The following is a 21,405-nucleotide window of genomic DNA, read 5'->3' as shown; positions in this document are numbered from 1 at the left end:
TAGCTGTGAATAAAAGCATAATGCATATGTAGAAATGAAAAAAGGCCACCCTGGGGCAGCCTTTTTATGTAGGTTTGGTTTTTTTGAATTAAGCAACGAGTGAAATCTCGTTTTTTCGATAGGATTTTAAAAGCATGGAATAAAAAGCCACACTTTTAGGGTCTGGATCAATACATGACACTAAAAAATCGTACAGATTTTTAAACCATAAGTTGGTGTGCAATGTTGGAATAGAGAGATTTAATCTTTTAGGATCATAATCCTTGTCGTCCATTATGATATCCATTTCAACCCTTCGCCTGTGGTAATCTATAGACACATTAGCCGCGTTATAGTGGTTTTTTAATACCGCTACATGCAACTTTATAATTTCTGGGGAAACTTTTTGCTTGGTACAGCTGGAAGCAATAAGAATCTCGATTTCCTCAAGAATCTTGCTTCGTAAACCTGAATTTCCCATGACAAATAGTTTTTAAATTATATACCAAAGTTACTTTTTAATCGATGAAATGCACGGTCAATTAACAACTATCCTATGAGTTTGTTGTGAAATGGTAAATAGCTGTTGTGAAAAATAACTACAACGTTGTAGTGAATTTAAAACCTTTAACGTTTGTAAGGGTGTAGGAATGGATAAGCTTGCCTTTTTTTGGGATATCCTCAGTATATTCAGGTGCTTCTATGTTGTTTTTGATAGCCTGTAAAGTATAGTAGTCTTTTTTACTGGGATGATACGGGTAAACCCCGTTTATTAATTCTGTTCCCCAGTTCTCCTCAACAGATTTATAGATAATTCCAATACAGTCGTTTAGATGGATTAGGTTTATGGGCGCATTTCCGTTTTTAAGGTTTTTTCGTTTTGATAGCATTGTTACCGGATTTCTATTTATACCTATCAATCCGCCAAATCTTATGATCGTGGTTTCAATTTCAGGCTGCTTTAGAAATAGTTGTTCGCATGCTAAAAGTTGCTTGCCGGATTCAGTAGAGGGCTTGGGGGTAGTTTCTTCTGTTACCTCTCCATCAATATCACCATATACGGAAGTACTGCTTACGAACACCACATGTTTTATGTTTGAGGGTTTCATAGCCTCCAATACCAATTCCATTTTCCGAACGTAATTTTCTTTATGGTTACCACGTAGTTTTGGGGGTACGTTAATAATCAAAACATGTACTTTGCTCAAAAATGAACTTATGTCTCCTGTGATTTTAGTTTCTGAAAGTGTTATAAGAAAGGGTTGAATACCTTCTTTTGATAATAGTGGAAGTTTCTCTTCTGATGTGGTTGTGCCATTTACCTCATATCCTTCGTTAATGAATTTTTTAGCTAATGGAAGGCCTAGCCAACCGCAGCCCATAATGGCTATATCTTTATTCAAATTTGATTGTTTTAGTGGTTATGATGGCGTCATTGAGTACAAACGGCATGGGAATGCTGGTTTCTGGTCTTTCTGGAACCTCAAATAGAGGATGCTCTAGCAAATCATTGGAAGCTTCGCAAAAAGTGAGTTCAACAATACTATCCAGTGGAATGGTAATTTCAAGTTCGGTATAGGCATCATCCGTTATATAGTGCGTAAATAACTTGTTTGTTTTTCGCTCTTCTAGATAAAACGGAGAAAGCTCCAACCGATTTATTTTTAACTTTTCTATTGCCATACTTTCTGTGAAAACATCAAGACGGTTTACGTTACGCTGTGGGGTAATGCAAAGTTCTATTATTCTATTGCTACCGATAAGAGTATCCCTAACAGTTTCAATTTTTGGACCGTCTATGATCTTTATGGGAGCAGTTTTAGAATGAGTAAAAGGGGTGTTATACTTGCTGCCAATTACATTCTTATTTAATCGCCCGTCAACATCATTTTCTTTGCCTAAAAACGCTTGGTTCCATTCTATGGGTACTTGATCATAACTAGCCCATTGTGCAGTGTTGGTATCTGTATCAAGAAGGTAGACCAGACTACTTGGTTTACCGTTTTCAGCATCAAAGCCGGAATGAATGTGGGCATATATCATAGAAACAATTAAAGCAAGTATTCCATAATAGAACCATTTCTTTTTACGCTTGTACATTCCAAAAATAGGAAGCAATAATATAAAAGTAAGCGTCACCAAAAGAGTACAGCCTAACAACATTTTGAGGCCTAACCCTACAGGAAACCCTTTAACGAGCGGTGCATATAACCATATAGCAGGTAAACCTAAAAAGACCATTAGGAGTACGCGGGGCACTTTTTGATTAAGGATAACGTACCAAGATGCAAGAAGGGCGAATATGGGAACAATAAAGAAACTTGCGCCTGGTAGATATTGGGCTATTATAGCACAAAGTACTATCCATAAAAACAAAGGAGCTACAACCAAATTTGTAGTTGCTTGTTTTCTAAATTTGTGATATACACCAAAACAGACAGCAATAGAAAGACATACGAATGCAAAGATATAGGTGTAACCATTGTAAGTAAAACCATGTAGCATATCATTATATGCGGGGTAAAGCCATTTTAATACCGGCCAACCAAAATAACCGAGCAGACCATTGATAATCAAGGATAGAAACAAAGGCACAAAACCTATAAAAATCCCATTAGTGGTCAATGCTTTCTTTTTGTATCCGTAAGCTAGAATGCAAACGAACAACATAGACGCAAGCGCCAACATTGGCCAAATCCAATCAAACGGATAGGAGATAACGCCAAATACGGGCATATTAAAATATACGTAATCATTGGGGCTTACCAGTTCATTTAAATTAGCTTTACTAAAATGCGCCAGTAATGGAGTTAAATAACTGCCTTGGTGCGCTAATGTTTTTTTATCTAGGCGTTCATAGGTATCTTGAGCGGTATGGTAGTCAAAATGGTCATCAATAAATGCAAAGTTAAAACCTTGAATATCCCTTCCTTCCCTAAAAACAGTCAGGTCCGTATCATTGGGGAGCATTTTGTAAATGCTATAGTACAGGGAGTTGGCCATGGGATACTTGGGATTGGCCTTTATAAATTCACTTATGAGCTGTTGGTTTCCGCGGTTGGTTTCCACAAAGGTGTAACTTGGTCCTCCGCTACCACGAGCTTCAAAATTTAGGATTAGGCCTACTTCTTTTGCCCATTCATGTTGGCTTACAAAAAGGTCGGCTCCGTTAAGGCCTAATTCTTCTCCATCGGTAAATAATACGATGATGTCGTTTTTAGGCTTGTTTTCTTTGCCCAAAAAAGCCCTTACGCTTTCTAAAACCGTTGCCACTCCACTACCGGCATCACTCGCGCCCAATGAAGAATGGGGGTGGCTATCATAATGAGATAATAGAAGAAGGGCCTTACCCGTACCACTGCCTTCTATTTTAGCTATGATATTTTCGGGCTTGCTCATGTTTCCCCAGTCTCCAACGGAATAACCTGTTTGTAATGAGGTCTGCAGGCCCATCTTTTCTAATTCAGAAACAATATAGTGCTGAACCTTTTTATGTGCCGGGAAACCTATAGCGTGGGGTTCTTTTGAAATTTCTTTAACATGCTTTAGAGCACGATCGGTAGAGAAAGTTGTCTGGGGAGCTGAGACATCTTCCTCATAAATTGGCATAGAAGTATGAAAACCCCAGTAAATGGCGGCCAATAGGAGTAGAAAGGAAATGGTTGAGGGAAATCTTTTCATTGCATAAAGTTCTCAAATTAAAACGTAGTATTCTAATTGAAAACCGGTTTTGTTGAGGAAGGTATTAAAAGAATATCTATACATTTTTCATGAAAATAGTAAGAATTTCTATAGTTATACGTCGAATAAATGAATTATCCATTAAATAATTTACTATCTTTAGTAATTAACCTAACCCGCCGCTAGGCACTAAAAACGAAATTATATGGGAATAAAGAGTTTTCAAGGCCCACGGGCAAAAGCAGACGTAAAGAAAGAATATGACGCGCCCATATTGGTATCTGACTACATGACAAAGAAATTGGTGACTTTTACACCAGAGCAATCCATTCTGGAAGTTATGGAGCAGTTCACGAAGTATAATATCTCGGGTGGCCCCGTCATGGATGACAATGGTTTCTTGGTAGGTATTATCTCTGAGGCCGATTGTATGAAGCAGATTTCCGAAAGCCGCTATTTTAATCAGCCTATACTTGATAAAAGTGTAGAGAAGTTTATGACCAAAGAGGTTGAGACCATACCCCATGATATCTCAATTTTTGATGCAGCAGGAATTTTTGATAAGCATAACAGAAGAAGGCTTCCTGTTATGAGAGACGGTATTTTAGTTGGCCAGATAAGCCGGAAAGATATTGTTATTGCCGCACTAAAATTAACAGGTCATAGCTGGTAATGTCACGTTAACCCCAAATGCATTACTTAAAAAGTATTTAAGATGCTTTCCTTCTACAGGGGAAGCATTTTTTTGTGGACTTTATTTATTGTTCGCGTTTTACGATCATATAAACGTCATTATCCAAGGGTAAGTAGCCAAGGTCGTAAACAAAAAAGTAGACAGCACCTTTTTTGGTAGTATATAGACTGGTTATAAAATCAAAATAAAAACCTTTGTTTTGCAGTTTGGCCTTGGTAGTTGTGGTTTTGCCATCTTTTAGCGTATACCCATCTAAAATTCTATAATTCTTTCTAAGTCTATTATTGGTGTTACGGATAAGGTTGTTACTGTCTTTGTTCGCATTGTTATGATATGCGTTCCTACAATAGTCAGAACAGAATTTTTTGTCTGCCCTACCCTTTATTTCCGTACCGCAATCTAGACACTTTTTCTTCAAATTCTTATTTTTTAAAGTTGAAGATTACCTCTTCCGAGGAACCATCCTCATTCTCCATTTCGGCATAGATATTAATTTCATCATCGCTTATTTTTTCAAAAGTGAACCCATCAAAATAAACACGGTCTCCATCTACTTTTACTAATCTAAATTGTTGAACCTCGTCTTTTTCTTCCCATCCTTTTAAATCGGCATGAAAATGTTTGAGTTCATATACCAAGGTTTCGTCAACTTCACGAATATGACCTAGTTCATAAAAAGACACTTTTCCTTCAGATATCAATTTAAAAGAGAACATCATAGACCCCCCTTGTGGAGGTCCCCAAGTTTCTTCTGTAATTCCACCAAAAGCTTCGCCGGACCAGTTGCCTTCCATCCAAGAAATATCAGATAAATTTCCCTCAGGAGAGCTGGAACCCTCAGAAAAAGCAGCGGTGTTTTGAGCATTAATACTTAATGAGAAGAGTAGGGATACGTATAAAAGAGATTTCATAATACTGGGTTAGTGCCCAGTAAGATACTGATTTATCCGTTTGTAAACGTATTATTTCGTTTATGGTCCTATAGTTAGGTCGTATTTCTTTAGAAGTCCAATAATACCTTCTTTTGTAAACTTCGCTTTTTTAAGAGTATTCTTTTCTGGGTCTATAATAAAATTAAAAGCGGTCTTAAAATTGGCCGTTTCCAGGTTAGTCCGGCTGAAAATAGCACCTTGTAGATCACAATCATCAAAAGTGGCGTTTTTGAGATTTGCTTCTGTAAAATCGGTTTCTATCATTTTACAGGAAACGAACTGTTGTTTTGGAAGTGTTAGACCATAGAAGGAAGAGTAATCCAAGTTACAATTTATGAAACTGAAATCAATTAAAAAGGTATTACAGTCTTCAAACTTAAGACCCATCATTTTGCAGTGGGAAAATGTGACTTCTTTAAAGGTTGTGTGCCTGATATTTGCGTTGCTAAGATTGCAATCTATAAACTCACATTCCATAAAATTCTGGTTGTCCAAATAGCTATCAGAAAAATTACAGCCTTCAAAAATGCAATTTTCATATTCCCCCTTGGCTAATTTACTACTGGTAAAATCTTGTGAGAGGTATTTTTGGTCCGTTATAAAAGGCTTATCCATAAGCGAATAAACAGAATTTTGCAGTTTGATGCAATTTCTAGAACGTATTTTTATATTCTAACCTTAACTGTTTATTCGCATTGTAAAATTAATCTGCACGCTCTACTTCGCTTTCAAGTTTTAATACTTTGCTTCCGTCCTCTTGTTTTATATATAGGGCTTTGTCGTCTTTTGAGCCGTTTCTTGTCACTTCATTTCCCTCAATCTTCCGTGTCACGGATTTTTCATAGGTATTTTCAACTTTTCCTTTGGCACTGCCTGAGCCCCATTTCCATTTTACTTCTGTTCCTTCTCTTATCATCTTTTTTTATTTAAAAATTAATGGTCTCAAGAAAGAGAAAAAAGAACAGATTCATGGCGCTAAAAAGATGAAAGAATAATGCAATCCGTAAACAATTAAACCCGAGCCTTATTTATATTCTTATAATAATTTCTGAAATTCTTCCATAAACTGGCCAATATGATAACCGTCTACTAGCGCATGATTCACATGAACTGAAACCGGCATAAACAATCTATCACCTTCAGAAGTCATTTTTCCAAAAGCAATTTTGGGGCAACTATCCGGCCTAGTATAATGTCTGGCATGGGAGATAGATGTAAAATCTACCCATGGGATAGCGGAACAATGTATTACATTCTCTCCGGATTCGTCAGGCATGAGTCGGTTAGAATTCCTTACTTTCTCAATAGCAGGTAAGGCCAAGGCAAGAAACTCCTCAAAATCTTCTCGATATTTTAAATGCGAAAAACCAAAAGTGCCGTTTTCCCTGTTTATGGTGGGTGAGGCATTAACAGTATCGTATTCATATAACTTACCGTCAACAATCCGGTATCTGAATTGAACCGTGCGGTTTACTGCAACCAGAGATTTGTGTAAATAAGACAAAAAGAAAGAATGACCTTTTTCTTTTGCCGTATGATAGGTTTCTGTACAATCTACTTTAGCGGTTATGCCATAAAATGGTTCGTCAAATTTTGAAAAAAACTCAAAATGGTCTTTTCTGTACCATGTTTTTATATCAATTTCTTTACGCAAAATATATCTTTTCTAGCTGGTTTTATATTGCTGAAAATTAGTGATTACGTTACGAACTGTATCTAAAAAATATCGTTTTTAGTAAAATGTTTTATTAAACTCATTAGCTCGCCATTTCTTTTAACGCATTAACAAAGGTGTCTAACTCCTTGGTAGTGGTAAATACATTGGGTGTAATTCTACACCCTTGCACATTGGCGTAGTTAATGCCCACCGTAAAGATAGCGTACTCATCTAGCAGTTTTTTTGCCAGATCGGTAGGTTCTATTCCTTCGATTCCTACGTTTGCGATGCCACAGGCTCTGTGAGACTCTTTAGGTGTGTTGATGATAATCTTTGGCTCGTTTCTTACTTTACCTGTCCAGTACTCCTGTAAATAGCGTAATCTGGCTTCTTTTCTTTTACCACCTAACAGTTCATAATAGTCTACCGCATTTTCTATGGTCAAGTCGTGATATACGGGAATTGTACCTGTATGATTTAATCTAGCGATGTCGCCAGGTTCTGTTTTGTGCTCTGCAAAAATTGGCCAGAGCGTATCTACATGTTCATCTGCAACGTATAGAAGTCCTGTGCCCAATGGTACCGCCAACCATTTGTGGAGACTTGAACCGTAGAAGTCACATTCTAAATCCGTAATATCAAATTGAAAATGACCAATGCAGTGTGCACCGTCAACCATGACCTTCACCCCTTTACTATGTGCCATTTGGCAAATTTTCTTTATTGGGAGTATGTGTCCTGTTATATTAATCATATGACAGACCATTAACAACTTGGTTTTATCTGTAATGGCTTTTTCGTATAATGCTACTATTTCTTCATCCGTCTTAGGATGATTGGGTACCGATACTTCTTTGTTTACGACTCCAAATCTTTCGGCAACTTGCTGGAACATAAGTTTCATGGCCCCATAGTCCTGTATGGCATAGACTGCTTCGTCTCCTGCTTTCCAGTCCATTCCTTTAATGACCATATCCAAAGATTCCGTGGCGTTCCTCGTAATTATGATGTTCTCTTTTCTCGCCCCTATAATATTGGCCACTTTCTCGGACATCCGTTTTTTATTGGCCCACTGTACGGTTCTCATATAAAAAGAACCTTCGTAGTTCACCATATCTATATTTTTGTGTAAAGCTTCTAGAGTAGGTGTAGGTATGATGTTGTAATATCCGCTTTCTAAATTGATGTAGTCTGGTTTCAGTTTATAATCCTGACGCACATTTAGCCAGAACTCTTCATCGGAAGCTAATTTATGTGCTGGAATTTTTGAGGCTTTCTCCGCATGGGATGCCAAGGCGCTTCCGTAAAACGGGGTTGCCAGGGCCACCAGAGATAAGTTTTTTAGAAAGTCGCGTTTTTTCATGAAGGTCGGTTATGGGTTATCATAATGCTTTTGGCCGATGTTCAAACATCATTTGTTAGACGTTTGTAAAGAAATGGCTGATTCAAAATGAACTTTTGTTTGGTAATGCAGCCTTAAGATCGTAAAAAAGTACAGCCTTTTAATATGAAGCACAAATAAGATACTGTCCTTTTTGTATTACCAATGTACTTTTGCAAAATTTGAAAATTTCCATACCCTTAAAAAAGAAAACAGCTCTTAAAACGAGTATTATTTATGGCTTTTAAAATTTATTCGAAATAGTTATTAAGGTTACTCCAAGATTTTCTGATACCTATATAAGTAATCCCAATGGTCAGTGTAACATAAGTTGCTCTACACCGTGGTGGTTACAGGTACTTTTACTTCATAAATTAAAACAAAGCAATTATGGAAACTTTAGAATTAAAAGTAGGGTTAGAGCAAGATTATAGAAAAGAAATCTCGGGAAAACTTAATTTCCTTCTAGCGGATTTTCAAATTTACTATATGAACTTAAGGGGTTTACATTGGAATGTAAAAGGACGAAGGTTTTTTATGTTACATGAGAAGTTTGAAGAACTATATAATGATACCAATGAGATTGTTGACGAAATCGCAGAACGCATTTTATCGTTAGGGGAAAAGCCATTGCATTCTTTTGATGACTACCTAGAAAATAAAACCATTAGAATTACCAAGAATATATCTGACGGAGATATGGCAGTACGTTCTATATTAGGAAACTTAAATGAGCTATTGATTCAGGAAAGAGATATTTTGGAAATTGCTTCTAAAAATAAAGATGAAGGAACAGGTGCTTTAATGAGCGATTTAATTTCAAGTCAGGAGAAATTGATTTGGATGCTAACTGCCTATTTGAGCTAAATAAGGTAGAAAGTAAGATAAGAAGAGCAAAAGCCCAATTGGAATTTTGCTCTTCTTTTTCTATAATTTTCAGGAACATGACAAAAGTCATTTAATTCTCATTGTAAGTAGCTTACTTTTAATGTATTAAATCAACAGTTATGGAAGTCAAAAAAAACCCACAAGCAGATTTGAACCGAAATAGTGGCCTGTATTTTGTAATAGGCCTAACCATTGCTCTTTTAATCGTATGGAGAGCATTGGAGTATAAAACATATGATACTGTAGATGAATTTGTACAATTATTGGATGTGCAAGAAGATTTACAGGAAGATGTACCTATTACGAAAGCCTTTAATACGCCGCCGCCTCCACCTCCTCCATCAGCACCTGAAATCATAGAGATTGTAGAAGATGCTGCTGAAGTTGAAGAAACTATTATTGAGAGTAGCGAAATCAACCAAGAAACGGTAATAGAAAAAGAAATTGCCGTTAATGAAGTTGAGGTTGCTGAAGAAGAAGAAGAAATAACAGTCCCTTTTGCTGTTATTGAAAACGTACCTGTATTTCCAGGTTGCGAAAACATGAAAACTAATGATGAGAAGAAAGCATGTTTTCAACAAAAAATTCAGGAGCACGTTAAGAAAGAGTTTCAATATCCTGCAACTGCATTAGAACTAAACATACAGGGTAAGGTATTCGTATATTTCGTTATTGACCAAAAAGGTTACATTACCGGTATTAAAACAAGAGGACCGGATGCTAATTTAGAGAGTGAAGCTTCACGTATTGTAGCTGCACTTCCAAAAATGAAGCCTGGTACACAAAGGGGTATGAATGTAAAAGTGCCTTATAGCATACCTATTAACTTTAAAATGCAGCTTTAGGCTTCTTGAAAACTAAACAGTCCACTGATTTTAAAATCAGTGGACTGTTTTTTTATACATGACTACTACCTAACAATTGTTATGTTATGGATTTGTAGACCATAAGGCAGCACTCTTGAGCATTGCCCTTCTTGGTAATTTTAGACCTGCAACAATTAATTCCGCAAAATCTTCGGGTTGTAATACGCTATCTGCAGAACCCTTTTCTGCAATACCTGCTTCAATTGACATATCTGATTCTATGGTGCTTGGGGTCAATGTAACAACCCTAATATTATTTTTACGTACTTCCTTCATCAATGATTCGGACATGCCGATAACTGCAAATTTTGATGCTGAATATGCCGATGTAGTTGCATTTCCATTTAATCCTGCTGTAGAAGACACATTAATAATATCGCCTTCATTCTTAGCAATTAAAGACGGTAAAACTTCCTTGGTCACATGATACATGCCCATAAGATTGGTTTGTATAATTTGAGACCATTGTTCAACCGGCATGTCATTAAATGAACCAAAGCCTCCTATGCCCGCATTATTAACCAAAATATCTACGCCGCCTAAAGTGTCTATGACATTTTTAATACTTGTTTTAACGTTCTCATAATTACCAACATCGAATACCGCATAAGTAGCTCTAACACCCAATGCTTCAATTTCTAAAACGGTTTCTTTTAAGGTATCTTCATTTCTACCCGTAATGGCAATATCAATTCCCTCTTTGGCAAAAGCAATGGCGGTCGCTTTTCCCAATCCTCTGCCACCTCCGGTTATGATGGCTTTTTTGTTCTTAAGATTGTTCATGAAATTAGTTTGAGTTATTTAATAGTTGTCCAATAATCCATTACCAAAACATCTGCTATAATTGGTCCTATTTTGCTTACTAAGTCTAAATGTGCCTTATGGAACAAGTATATTTCCCTACCGTGTTCGTTATTAAAAGTTAACGTAAAAGTATGTGTAAACCCCTTACTGGCACCTTCCTCACTATCATTGATTCCCCATTCTAAATTTTGAATTTCCGGAATATCGTTTTTTAGGTTTATAAAGGCCTTTTCCGCTTCGCTTACCTGCTCTTTCGTGGCATCTTCTTTATATTTTAAGTTTACTATATGCCTAAGTACTTGGCCTTCTCTATTGATTTTGGGCGAAACTTTATAAGTTACGACCTTATTAAAATCGAACTGATTAGAACCCGCAATAAGAAAATCTTGACCGTCAATTTTATGAGAACGTAAACCGTAATAGATAGAAAAGCCCGTTTCTAAATAGTTTATGGGACTCAAGATTCCTTCTTCGTTCAATTTCACCAATTGTATACTGGCATCATCTCTAGTACCAACCGCAAGAACGGCTTCGGTAGCATTTGTGGAAACTACTTCAATACGTGTTTGTCCGGATAGTTTAGTGTTTTCATCATCTTTTAAAACAAAATGGGGAACTAAAGCGCCCTTTTTATTCACTTTAAACACACTAACACCATCACCATGATAAGTAAAATCTTTCCTTTTTATAAAGTTGGTAGTAGCGTCGTAATATTTATGATGGCGATGACCAACAACAACATACTTAGTATTGCCCAACGTTACACCAGTTACAGGGTAGGCCCCGGTTAAATAGCGGTCCGTAGTATTATCGCTTATATTATTTATGTTTTTAAAAGTCCCATTCTCATACACTCTAAAGCTACTAACGCCATTGTCTTGGAAACCGCCTGTGTATAAAAAGGTCTTTCCTTTAATTTTGTGAATGAACATCCCTATAATACCATCTGTATGTATGTTCTCGTCATCTTTCATAGACTGAACATGGGTTAGTTTGCCATCATCCTCTATTTTAAAACAACTTAAGCCCGGTGTATTTTCTAAGCCACCAACAAAGAGGTAAGAAGATTGTTTCATATGAACCACCTGCAAAGTAATGGCGGTGCCAAGGTGGGTTTCTTCCGTATCTTCAACCAAGGAGGTACGTTCAAGAGAACCTGAATCCAAAATTTTAAAGGTTTCAATAACATTACCGTGTTTATTGGCTACAAATAAGAAATCCGTACCATTAATATGATCTGCGACCATACCTCTAGCAGGCCCTTTCTTTTTATGAAGTTCGTGGTTGCTAATAGGATTTAACTGTCCCTCCTTGTCTAAACTATACACGTCTATTTTACCTGCGCCACCAGCAAATACATAGTTAGAACCTCCTTTATTATAGCTCGTAACAGAAACCGTATTTTTTCCGGATATGCTTTTAAAATCTTTTCTGTACAGCATTAAATCATCTGAAACTTGCGCAACACCTATTTGCGATAGTAATATTATACTTAGTAAAAAGTAACCTTTTAAGCTATTCATAATCTTTGTTTTTTTTGAAATCTAATGTGTTACTCTATAATTGATGTTGCTCCTGCAATGGCAATGGCGCGGTCTTGTTCTATAGTACCACCACTAACACCAATGGCTCCTATAATTTTACCCTCTTTGTTTTTAATGGGAATTCCCCCGGGAAAAGTTATTAAACCATCATTAGAATGTTCAATATTATAAATTATACCTCCGGGTTGTGTTAATTCTCCCAATTCCCCAGTATCCATATTAAAATATCTTGCCGTTTTGGCTTTCTTAATAGCTACGTCAATACTTCCCAAGTAGGATTCATCCATGCGAATAAAAGCCTTTAGATTGGCACCGGCATCTACCACGGCAATATTTACCAACACCTCTGAAGCTTCCGCATTTTTCTTCGCGGCCATAAGGGCTTTCAACGCTTCGTCATGCGTAAGATCATTGGTTATTTGTGCTTGTGCTGTGAAAGATACTGCCATTAGAGTAATTGCAGATACCAAAGTTTTTATTTGCTTGCGTAAGGACATCGTTCTTATTTATAATGTTATGTTGCAAAAATTATAAACTAGACCGAGAAAAGAGTTGAACAAGTTCAACTTGATTCAAATTTTAATGAAATCAAGACTGTTTTTTAATTTTACTTAAGAATTCATGCGTAATACCTAGATAGCTAGAAGTTTGCCTATCCGTTAGTTTAGAGGCAATATCAGGGTAGCTTTTTGTAAAATGGGAGTATCGCTCTTTAGCGGTTAGGCTGTGGTTTCTAACGAGCCTACGTTGCCAGGCAACAATAGATTTTTGAAACATTATCCTAAACAGTTTTTCTGTTTTTGGGATGGATTTATAAAGTGCAGCCTTATCTTTTTCAGAAATAATAAGCACTTTACTATCTTCTAAAGCTTTTATATTTAAGGCCGATGGTTCATGGTTCATGAAACTATCTATATCCATCAGCCACCAGTTTCTAGCAGCAATGTATATCGTATTTTCATTTCCTTTTGTATCTATTGTAAAGATTCTAAAACAACCTTCTAGAACAAACCCCTCAAATTTACAGACTTTGCCTTGCTCCAAAAGAAACTCCTTTTTTGAAATAGATTTAGGTTGAAAGTAGGAACAGAACTCCTCTTGTTCCGATTTGGAAAGAAGGCCTTTTTCGTCTATGTTCGCTATTAACAAGTGATTTATCATTAGGAATATTCTATTTTGGATAGGTAATAAAGTGAGGTTTTGTAGGCTTTATATTTTGAGACTAAATTAATAAAACGAAACTATTTTTTAGCATTCCTATACTGCTTCTTGAACTATCCTTACTGGGAACCATGTAATGGTGTAATTTCTTCAATAGCTTAATTATTAACTCTTTTGAACAGCATTATTATGCAGATAGAACAGAGGGCTTTGGACTAATGTTCGTTATAATAATCACACTATATTTTAACTCCCAATTATTTTTTTAAAGAATGCTGTTACATCAGCCGATAAAAGTTCGGGCTCTTCAAAAGCAGCAAAATGGCCACCTTTAGGCATCTCTGTCCAACGAACAATATTAAATCCTTTTTCAATATATTTTCTTGGGGGCACGGGTATTTCCTTTGGGAAATTTGCAAAACCCACGGGAAGATGCACAAAATCGTTTTCCTTAAACACCAATGGCTTTAAGCTTGTTTCATGATATATCCGAATGGAAGAATGAATGGTTTGCGTAAACCAATAGAGGCTTACGTTGGCAAGCAATTCATCTTTTGTAAAACTATTTTCAATATTCCCATTGTTATCGCTCCAAGCATTGAATTTTTCAATTATCCACGCGCAAAGTCCAATAGGAGAATCGTTCAGGCCATAAGCCAAGGACAAAGGTTTTGTGCTTTGAATTAGGGCATACGCAGCTTCCTTTTCGTTCCAGCTTTTTAAATACGTTTTGTACTGTTGGGTTTCATTATCGATATCTTCGGTCAAATAGGGTTGATAGGAATCCGATATATAATTTAAATGTAACCCGATGATACTCTTGGGGTGTTGTTGAGCTAATCTTATGCTAATGCCAGCACCCAAATCTCCGCCTTGAAGCCCATATTTTTGATAATCAAGGCTAATCATAAGTTTGTGCCATAAGTCCGCTACAAAACTATAATCAACACCACCTTTTATGCTTTTTTCTGAAAAACCGAATCCAATAATAGAAGGGATGACCAAATCAAAGGAAACTTCTTTTGAACTTGTTAATAGGGGAATGATTTTAAGCATTTCCAAGAAAGAACCTGGCCAACCATGTGTAATTAAAAGAGGAATAGCATTTTTATTTTCACTTTTAATATGCAAAAAATGAATTTTATGATGATCCACTTCAGTAATAAAATTTGGAATGGAGTTTATGGTATTCTCAACCTTTCTCCAGTCAAAATTCTGCTCCCAATAATTAGAGAGTTCTTTAAGGTAACTTAAGCTTGTCCCAAATTGCCAATTAGAATTTTCAATTTCATCTGGCCACCTAACTTTTCTAATCCGTTCTTTTAAATCATCTAGTTCTGATTGAGCTATATGTAAGTTAAACTTCTTTATCATAGTTGTCTTTCCCGTATTATGCATAAACCTTATGATTAAACCCTGATCTCGCAGGGTGTACAGATATTGAAATGGTTGAGAACAAAATGCAAAGAATTTTAAATTATCAATCTATGGTATTGTAAAATACAAAAACGGTTCTAGTTTACACCTGAACCGCTTTTGATTTTAGACTTGGTAATCTTTTATTGTTTGATAATTTTATGTTTCCAATTGGCACCACTAATGTCGGTAATTATTAGGGAATACACTCCCATTGGCAAGCTTGTTAAAGCATTGCTTTCTAGTTTAATATTTGCCTTAGCTCCTAGAGGTACGATTAAACTATGCTTCCCAGGCTTTATCTTAGAAACGTAATAATTAGTAATGTTGTTCTTAGATAAAGAAGCCAAATCGTTTTGCCCGTAGGTTACAATAGTATTGTTTTTTTCGTCAACGAGCTCCATACCTATAATCCAAGCACCATATACATCTACACCTTCGGTTCTGAAGACGTCAAAAGTAAGTGAGTTATTTTTAATTTCTCCTTCGGTAATTTCAAGTTTTGGCTTTACGGATTTGTTGTGGAGTGTTCCCCAAAGTCCTCCGTGAAAAACTTGATTGGTCATTAACGTCATGCCAAAAATCAGCAGGGAACCCAATAAAACAGCTCTAGGAAAAATACTTTCCTTAATTGGTAAAACACCTGAGCCAAACCAACTGAACCATTTCTTTTTGGTAATGGCAAAATTGTGTTTTATTAAGTAATTATCAATTGAATATTTGTCGCTTCCAGTTAAGAATAAGACAAAACCTGTAGCTATTCCTAATACGCCAATTTGCCATTCATCCAAACAAGTTGTCCCTATCCACCCAGAACCAAGAAGAATACCCATGGCCAGGCCAAATACACCTATGCTCATTAATCGCGTAAATAGACCGAACATTATGAATAGACCCACGATTCCTTCAATAATGGTAAATATTACCATATTTATCCAAAGCATATCTGGGTTTTCAACTAAATATTGAATGATAGGTTTAATGCCCAAAGCATTGGGTAAAAAAGCGTTGAACTTTTCTCCTATGTATCCGGTCATCTCAGGATCAAGTTTGTCCGCTAAAACAGTTCTTCTCCAAAATGCTGAAAAATAAGTCCAGCCAACTACCAATCGTAGTGCTAGAGCTAAAAGCCCTGCATCGTTCTTTATATGTACAGTTTTCATAATTCGTTAAATTGTAAGTGTTATGAAACCTTGCTTGGTAAGCTGAAAACCGTATAAGATGCCATTGGGTGTTACTTCTAGATTACTTGGCAGTGTATCTGTATTTACATTAAATTTTGAAAGGGAAATTCCACAGACAAAAACTTTTACATTCTGGGCCTTTGCCTTTTCTAAAAGCTCGGTAAAATTGGGATTATCTGCAATATCATTAATAGTTTTGCCGCATATGATCATATAAAAATCTCCATATTTTTTGCCGTCTTCTTTTGCCAGTTCGTTGACGGTCAGTAATACAGGTTTAAGTTGTTGAATGTTTTTGGAAAGCACTAAATAATTGTTCTTTTTTAGATTAATATCTTGAGCTTGTAACTGGAATGTTCCACATAGTAATACCAATACTGTGATTGTGAAAATGATATATTTTTTCATTGCTTATGAATTTTTAAGATTGAAATAATTTTGAAAAACAGAAGTCTATCAAATAGGGCAAACTTCTTAAAGTTGCCTCAAAGTTGTAATTTGTCCAAAGAGAACTGTCAAGCTTATAGGAAATAAAATGCGCTTCTAGAACAAGGGTGTGCAAAGAATATGGGTTGCAAAGTCCTAAGTACATTTTTTAGCCCGATCACTGTTTTTTAATATAATACAGTGAATATTTGCGCCTATAAAAATGGAACTACGTACAATACGTACTACAGCCACGAACATGTAGCCGACATCAAATGTTTTTCTTTAAAATTTTATTTTTGATATACGTAATTGCTGTAGCGTAGAAATAGAAACGGCTTTAAGTTTTTTTCTTTGGAAGGCCAATTACGAATACACTTTAAGATTTTGGTACAAAATGTATAGAGGTACATCAGAAACCAATTGTTCTTTTGAAGAAGTAGGAATAGGGTAGTGCCTAAGCCAATTAAAAGCAAACCTAAAATGATAAACTTCTGGTGTTAAAATGTTAGGTTGGTGAAAAGATGGTTTTGAGACAGTTTGTATAATTTCTGAAACCTCAAAAGACGGGCAATCTAATTGGGAAACAGTAGATTGACTCTTATTTAAAACCTTGGTTTGAATAACACCTAACTCCGCCTGAATAAAGTTCCGGGTCTTGCAAGGGGAAAGAAAAAGCAACAACACAAGTCCAAAAACAGACAAGATGGTATATACTTTATTTATTTTGCAAGCTTTCTTCATTAGTACAAATATAGAAACAATTTTTTCTAAGTTATTTTATGCTTAATTAATGGCGTGAGCAAAGGTTACTGTTGCTAAGCATTATGTGTATTTAGTTTAAAGACCTACAGGAGAATTTAGTTATTTTTCTTCCTTTATATTCTTTTTATATTCATTAATAACCTTCAAGGATTTATCTAGATCATTGTTTGAAACCATAACTTTTACTTGAATAGCACCGCCAGGTAACGAAGAAAATGTATTTAGACTTGCCATAATTCCGTCTTTCACATAGGACTCAATTTGCTCGTTTTCCAAAAGATTTTTAATCATTCCGGCTTCCCAGTGTGTACCTGAAAAGACTGGTACTGGCTTTATGTTATTGTTTGAATCCATAATTAAATTAGTTTCCAACTATTTTTCATTTGCTACTAATTTAATCAAATCATACATATCGCCAATATTTGTAGGAAAAAAAGTAAGAATTATACGTATAAAGTATCTTCCTAAACCTTTAAAGGGTTAAGCAATTTCTTTTAGTAATCAAGCGTAGTTTTTCTTGTGCTGAGCAGTTCTAGTTTTTATGAGAGGTTGCCTATTACTGTTAAAGCCTATCAGGATTAAAAGGAGTGGTTGGTACTTGTCCGCTTACATTTTCTTCTAAAAGTGTTTTGAGTTCAGCCTTTATTTGCTGGTAATTGGGGTCACTTTCTAAATTGTTAAACTCTTTTGGGTCTTTTATTTGATCATACAATTCCTCGCCTTCTTTGCCTTCGTTCCAATCTGTGTAGCGCCATTTGTTGGTACGTACACTTCTACCCATAACAGGGTTTCCATTGCCTGGTCTAAGAACTTGCGTATAGGCGTGGCCTTCCCAATTCAGGAGGGGGTCATTTAATAAGGGCATTAGATTCTTTCCGGGCTGTTCATTTGGAGGGTTTATATTGCACAACTTGGCTACTGTTGGGTAGATATCAATAAATTCTACAACTTGATCAGACTTGATGCCATTACCTGCTGCACCAGGCGCATAGATAAGTAAGGGCGCTTTAGATGATTCTTCAAATAGGCAGCGCTTTTGCCAGATACCTTGGTGTTCTCCTAAATGATAACCGTGATCACTCCATAGGACAATAATAGTATTGTCCATTAACTGGTTGTCTTCCAATGCATCCAATAATAGTCCTACTTGGGCATCTATAAAAGAAACTGTGGCATAATAGGCCTGTTTAGCCTCCAAACAGACAGATTCTGGTAAGCCGTAGTGGGCTACTTTACAATTATGGGCAAGAGCAGCATAGGGGATGTCAGCTCTGTCATTTTCAGGTGCGTATGGGATACTTATGGAATCTATAGGATAGAGGTCAAAATACTTTTTAGGTGCGATATAAGGAGTGTGGGGCCTGAAAAAACCGACACCAAGAAAAAACGGATTCTCTTTATGTTTTTCAATTTGTTTAATGGCTTCCGTAGTAACCATACCATCTGTCTGCTCGCTATCTTCACCTTCGGCTTTCAGCCAACTCAAGGCGGCACTTATCTTACGGTGAGGCTCTGCATTTGTAATAAGATGTTCCTCGTCTTTATCCCGTCCTTTAGGATTAAAAACTTCGTGCCAAGAAGCAGGGTCATCATGACCATTTGTGCCAATAGCTGCTGGAACATTGTAATGATATAACTTTCCTACTCTTCCAACCCAATACCCTTGGTCTTTAAAAAGTTGGGGGAGGGTAGTAACATTGGGAACTTCATCTCTAAAGTGCGCATCAAGATCATAAACCTTTATTGCATCTGGTCTTAAACCGGTCATGACCGAAGCTCTGGAAGGGTTGCAAAGTGGAATCTGGCAATATGCTTTATTAAATTGAACTCCCATCTTGGCTAGCCGGTCAAAGTTTGGTGTCTTGGCTAAAGGATCACCATAAGAAGCTAAACTAGTGGTGAGGTCGTCTACTGCAATAAATAGTACGTTGGGTTTTGTGTCATTCTTTTCCTGACTGGATAAAAAGAGAGGAACAAAAATAAGGAGGGTAAGTAATCTAATATTTAATTTAAAAAATGACATCTTCTAAAAGTTAGTTTTATGACAGCAAGTATAAGAGTGTTTTATACACTTAATATAGCAAATATAACCTAATTAAAAAACTGAGAAGAATTGCGTATGAAAACTAGCGCTTAAAAAAGATACTAAATTTTGGCGACTTTTAGAAAACGCGCAATTTTTTTGGTAGCAAAGGACTTGGACTATTTTTACAAGCTATGTGTTGGTGACTTTCTCTATTTTAGTGAGATACTACTTTTAACCCAACAATTGAGCAGATTAATGTAGAGATAAAAAGCAATCTTAAAAATGTTGCGGGTTCTTTAAACACGACTATGCCCACTAAAACGGTTCCTACGGCACCAACTCCTGTCCACACAGCATAAGCGGTTCCTATAGGTAATGCTTGCGTTGCCTTAATTAAAAGAATCATACTAATGCTACAGGTGATAAGAAACCCCAAATACCATAAATACATCTCATTTCCGGTGGTTTCTTTTGCTTTGCCCAAACAAAATGCAAATGCTACTTCAAATAAACCTGCAATAACCAAAATAATCCAATTCATAACTTTTTTTTTGCAAAGTTGAGAAATGAGGTCAAAGGAAAATTTTACAAATGATAAAAAATACGAACCTATTTTACTTCTGCTCTTATTCTGCTTAAACTTACTTGAGTTATGCCCAAATAAGAGGCGATGTGGCCTAATTGAACACGTTTAATTAAGTCCGCGTTATTGGTTAAAAGCTCTATATAGCGTTCTTTAGCTGTCCGGAATTCCCGGAAAATAAGTCGTTCTTCTGTTTTAATAAGTTCTTGCTCGGCAAACTTTCGTCCCCAATTTGCTATAGCTATGTCTTTCTCAAAAAGTTGCTGTAAGTTTTGGGTTTTCAGTTCGTATAAATCACAGTTTTCTAATAGCTCAATATCTTCGTATCCTTTCTCATTTGCAACATAACTTTTCATGGAGATAACGGTATCTCCTTCTTTTCCGAAGAAAAATGTTATTTCATTATCGGCAGAATTAGCATAGGCACGAACAATTCCTTTTTTGATAAAATAAATGCTTGTTTCAATTTTTTCAGCTCTCAGTAGAATGTGCCCTTTAGGATAGCTTATTTCCGAAATGTACTTTTTTATTACTGATTTTGAAGACTCAGGTAAAGGGTATATGTTATTAAGAATCTGGTCTATTTCCATTTAGCGCATTGTTGTTTTAGCATAGTAAATAAAAGTTTAGCTAAGCGTATAGAAGAGGTAATGGGTATTTTTAGTTCTATTTTTTCTAGTCCAAAGCTTAATCAATAAGATTTGGCGACATTATAAATATACGCAGACCTTTCAATATAGCCCTAAAGTGGGCATTGCGTTTAGGCTTTGTGCCTATTACATAATCTAAAGAAACATCAAAACGCTCAAAAAAATGGTTAGGTAAGGTAGATTAGGCAGGTTAATATAAAATCAGAGCATATATCCAAACGGCTAGGATGAAAGTATTTGAAAAAAGTAAGTTGAGTCTAGCATTTTCAGTTATATGTTTTGTTAGTAGGATATAAATAATTGAAACAAGGATAAATCCATTACACAAAACAAATAACACTTGATTTAAGCCGCTAAAGCCAGATGCAAGAACTATTTTCTGTTTAGAGGTACTACTAACTGCTTTGACCGTTTTAAAAAGTGGAGTTACCCTTAATTTAATTTCTGAAGATTTTATTCTTGTATTTAAAGTAGAAAATTTGAGGTTTGTTTCTGTAATATATCTGTAACCTGAAACTTTACTAACCCTAACCGATGTACCCCCTACATTTGAAGGGATTTTTATAATGCTTATATGAGTTATAATATCACTTGTATTTGTTTCTGGTAAAAGAAAAAAATCTACTAAAAATATAACACTAGCTAAGAAGGGTATGGTAAAAAAGCAAATAAACTTTTTTTTAAAATCTTTTTTAAAAAATAAACTAAATTTCTCTACTGTCTCATTCATTGTTTATTAGATACAATGATTACTTACAACACCTAAAT

Annotated in this window: 25 protein-coding genes; 3 read left to right on the top strand and 22 right to left on the bottom strand. The window is 35.8% G+C overall.

Annotation, left to right across the window (positions count from 1 at the left end):
* Positions 1-88: 88 nt before the first annotated feature.
* The 3 genes from KO521_RS14795 to KO521_RS14785 all read right to left on the bottom strand — a co-directional run bounded on the left by KO521_RS14795 (position 89) and on the right by KO521_RS14785 (position 3,660).
* The gene (locus KO521_RS14795; RefSeq protein ID WP_215940655.1) at positions 89-460 is read right to left on the bottom strand and encodes a hypothetical protein; all 372 of its coding nucleotides are present in this window, start codon (positions 458-460) and stop codon (positions 89-91) included.
* A gap of 118 nt (positions 461-578) precedes the next feature.
* Positions 579-1,382 carry an NAD(P)H-binding protein gene (locus KO521_RS14790; protein ID WP_215940654.1) on the bottom strand — a complete coding sequence of 268 codons (804 nt, stop codon included), beginning with the start codon at positions 1,380-1,382 and terminating at the stop codon, positions 579-581.
* Positions 1,375-3,660: a M28 family peptidase gene (locus tag KO521_RS14785; RefSeq protein ID WP_215940653.1), complete on the bottom strand. Its 2,286-nt coding sequence runs from the start codon at positions 3,658-3,660 to the stop codon at positions 1,375-1,377. Before KO521_RS14785 ends, KO521_RS14790 begins: the two co-directional genes overlap by 8 nt.
* A gap of 205 nt (positions 3,661-3,865) precedes the next feature.
* On the opposite strand from KO521_RS14785, the gene KO521_RS14780 reads away from it, so the two are divergent.
* Complete coding sequence (locus tag KO521_RS14780) at positions 3,866-4,333, top strand: CBS domain-containing protein (RefSeq protein ID WP_215940652.1); 468 nt, start codon at positions 3,866-3,868, stop codon at positions 4,331-4,333.
* A gap of 85 nt (positions 4,334-4,418) precedes the next feature.
* Here KO521_RS14780 and KO521_RS14775 read toward each other — a convergent pair whose 3' ends face one another.
* The 6 genes from KO521_RS14775 to KO521_RS14750 form a co-directional block, all read right to left on the bottom strand.
* Positions 4,419-4,772: a hypothetical protein gene (locus tag KO521_RS14775; protein ID WP_215940651.1), complete on the bottom strand. Its 354-nt coding sequence runs from the start codon at positions 4,770-4,772 to the stop codon at positions 4,419-4,421.
* 4 nt (positions 4,773-4,776) lie between these two features.
* A complete protein-coding gene (locus tag KO521_RS14770) occupies positions 4,777-5,265 on the bottom strand; it encodes a DUF6265 family protein (RefSeq protein WP_215940650.1) in 489 nt (162 codons plus the stop codon).
* Positions 5,266-5,325: 60 nt separating this feature from the next.
* Complete coding sequence (locus tag KO521_RS14765) at positions 5,326-5,901, bottom strand: pentapeptide repeat-containing protein (protein ID WP_215940649.1); 576 nt, start codon at positions 5,899-5,901, stop codon at positions 5,326-5,328.
* A gap of 88 nt (positions 5,902-5,989) precedes the next feature.
* The gene (locus KO521_RS14760) at positions 5,990-6,202 is read right to left on the bottom strand and encodes a DUF2945 domain-containing protein (protein WP_215940648.1); all 213 of its coding nucleotides are present in this window, start codon (positions 6,200-6,202) and stop codon (positions 5,990-5,992) included.
* 120 nt (positions 6,203-6,322) lie between these two features.
* The gene (locus tag KO521_RS14755; RefSeq protein ID WP_215940647.1) at positions 6,323-6,940 is read right to left on the bottom strand and encodes a chloramphenicol acetyltransferase; all 618 of its coding nucleotides are present in this window, start codon (positions 6,938-6,940) and stop codon (positions 6,323-6,325) included.
* 103 nt (positions 6,941-7,043) lie between these two features.
* Positions 7,044-8,306 carry an aminotransferase class V-fold PLP-dependent enzyme gene (locus KO521_RS14750; protein ID WP_215940646.1) on the bottom strand — a complete coding sequence of 421 codons (1,263 nt, stop codon included), beginning with the start codon at positions 8,304-8,306 and terminating at the stop codon, positions 7,044-7,046.
* A 408-nt stretch (positions 8,307-8,714) separates the two neighbouring features.
* Here KO521_RS14750 and KO521_RS14745 point away from each other — a divergent pair, with 408 nt between their 5' ends.
* Positions 8,715-9,191, top strand: a complete 477-nt coding sequence (locus KO521_RS14745) for a Dps family protein (protein WP_215940645.1) — start codon at positions 8,715-8,717, stop codon at positions 9,189-9,191.
* Between the two features lie 140 nt (positions 9,192-9,331).
* A complete protein-coding gene (locus tag KO521_RS14740) occupies positions 9,332-10,057 on the top strand; it encodes an energy transducer TonB (protein WP_215940644.1) in 726 nt (241 codons plus the stop codon).
* Between the two features lie 84 nt (positions 10,058-10,141).
* On the opposite strand, the gene KO521_RS14735 is transcribed toward KO521_RS14740, so the two are convergent.
* The 13 genes from KO521_RS14735 to KO521_RS14675 form a co-directional block, all read right to left on the bottom strand.
* Positions 10,142-10,861, bottom strand: a complete 720-nt coding sequence (locus KO521_RS14735) for a 3-ketoacyl-ACP reductase (RefSeq protein ID WP_215940643.1) — start codon at positions 10,859-10,861, stop codon at positions 10,142-10,144.
* 14 nt (positions 10,862-10,875) lie between these two features.
* Positions 10,876-12,405, bottom strand: coding sequence for a Dabb family protein (locus tag KO521_RS14730; protein WP_215940642.1), 1,530 nt, complete (start codon positions 12,403-12,405; stop codon positions 10,876-10,878).
* Between the two features lie 29 nt (positions 12,406-12,434).
* Complete coding sequence (locus tag KO521_RS14725) at positions 12,435-12,923, bottom strand: GlcG/HbpS family heme-binding protein (RefSeq protein ID WP_215940641.1); 489 nt, start codon at positions 12,921-12,923, stop codon at positions 12,435-12,437.
* A 91-nt stretch (positions 12,924-13,014) separates the two neighbouring features.
* On the bottom strand, positions 13,015-13,587 hold the full coding sequence (locus KO521_RS14720; RefSeq protein ID WP_215940640.1) for a Crp/Fnr family transcriptional regulator: 573 nt from the start codon (positions 13,585-13,587) through the stop codon (positions 13,015-13,017).
* A gap of 246 nt (positions 13,588-13,833) precedes the next feature.
* Entirely contained in the window at positions 13,834-14,985 is a 1,152-nt protein-coding gene (locus KO521_RS14715) for an epoxide hydrolase family protein (RefSeq protein ID WP_215940639.1), read from the bottom strand.
* A 161-nt stretch (positions 14,986-15,146) separates the two neighbouring features.
* Positions 15,147-16,166 (bottom strand): TQO small subunit DoxD, encoded by a 1,020-nt coding sequence (locus KO521_RS14710; RefSeq protein WP_215940638.1) that lies wholly within the window; start codon positions 16,164-16,166, stop codon positions 15,147-15,149.
* Positions 16,167-16,172: 6 nt separating this feature from the next.
* The gene (locus KO521_RS14705; protein ID WP_215940637.1) at positions 16,173-16,595 is read right to left on the bottom strand and encodes a DsrE family protein; all 423 of its coding nucleotides are present in this window, start codon (positions 16,593-16,595) and stop codon (positions 16,173-16,175) included.
* A gap of 384 nt (positions 16,596-16,979) precedes the next feature.
* Positions 16,980-17,357, bottom strand: coding sequence for a hypothetical protein (locus KO521_RS14700; RefSeq protein WP_215940636.1), 378 nt, complete (start codon positions 17,355-17,357; stop codon positions 16,980-16,982).
* 120 nt (positions 17,358-17,477) lie between these two features.
* Positions 17,478-17,732 (bottom strand): DUF2007-related protein, encoded by a 255-nt coding sequence (locus KO521_RS14695; RefSeq protein WP_215940635.1) that lies wholly within the window; start codon positions 17,730-17,732, stop codon positions 17,478-17,480.
* A gap of 208 nt (positions 17,733-17,940) precedes the next feature.
* Positions 17,941-19,401, bottom strand: coding sequence for a sulfatase (locus tag KO521_RS14690; protein ID WP_215940634.1), 1,461 nt, complete (start codon positions 19,399-19,401; stop codon positions 17,941-17,943).
* A 217-nt stretch (positions 19,402-19,618) separates the two neighbouring features.
* Positions 19,619-19,945: a DMT family transporter gene (locus tag KO521_RS14685; RefSeq protein ID WP_215940633.1), complete on the bottom strand. Its 327-nt coding sequence runs from the start codon at positions 19,943-19,945 to the stop codon at positions 19,619-19,621.
* Between the two features lie 68 nt (positions 19,946-20,013).
* On the bottom strand, positions 20,014-20,577 hold the full coding sequence (locus tag KO521_RS14680; RefSeq protein WP_215940632.1) for a Crp/Fnr family transcriptional regulator: 564 nt from the start codon (positions 20,575-20,577) through the stop codon (positions 20,014-20,016).
* Positions 20,578-20,827: 250 nt separating this feature from the next.
* Entirely contained in the window at positions 20,828-21,367 is a 540-nt protein-coding gene (locus KO521_RS14675; protein WP_215940631.1) for a hypothetical protein, read from the bottom strand.
* Between the last annotated feature and the right edge of the window lie 38 nt (positions 21,368-21,405).

Source organism: Zobellia uliginosa, from assembly GCF_018860745.1.
In the GTDB taxonomy this organism is placed as follows: Bacteria; Bacteroidota; Bacteroidia; order Flavobacteriales; family Flavobacteriaceae; genus Zobellia; species Zobellia uliginosa_B.
This window is presented reverse-complemented; position numbering and strand designations above follow the sequence as displayed.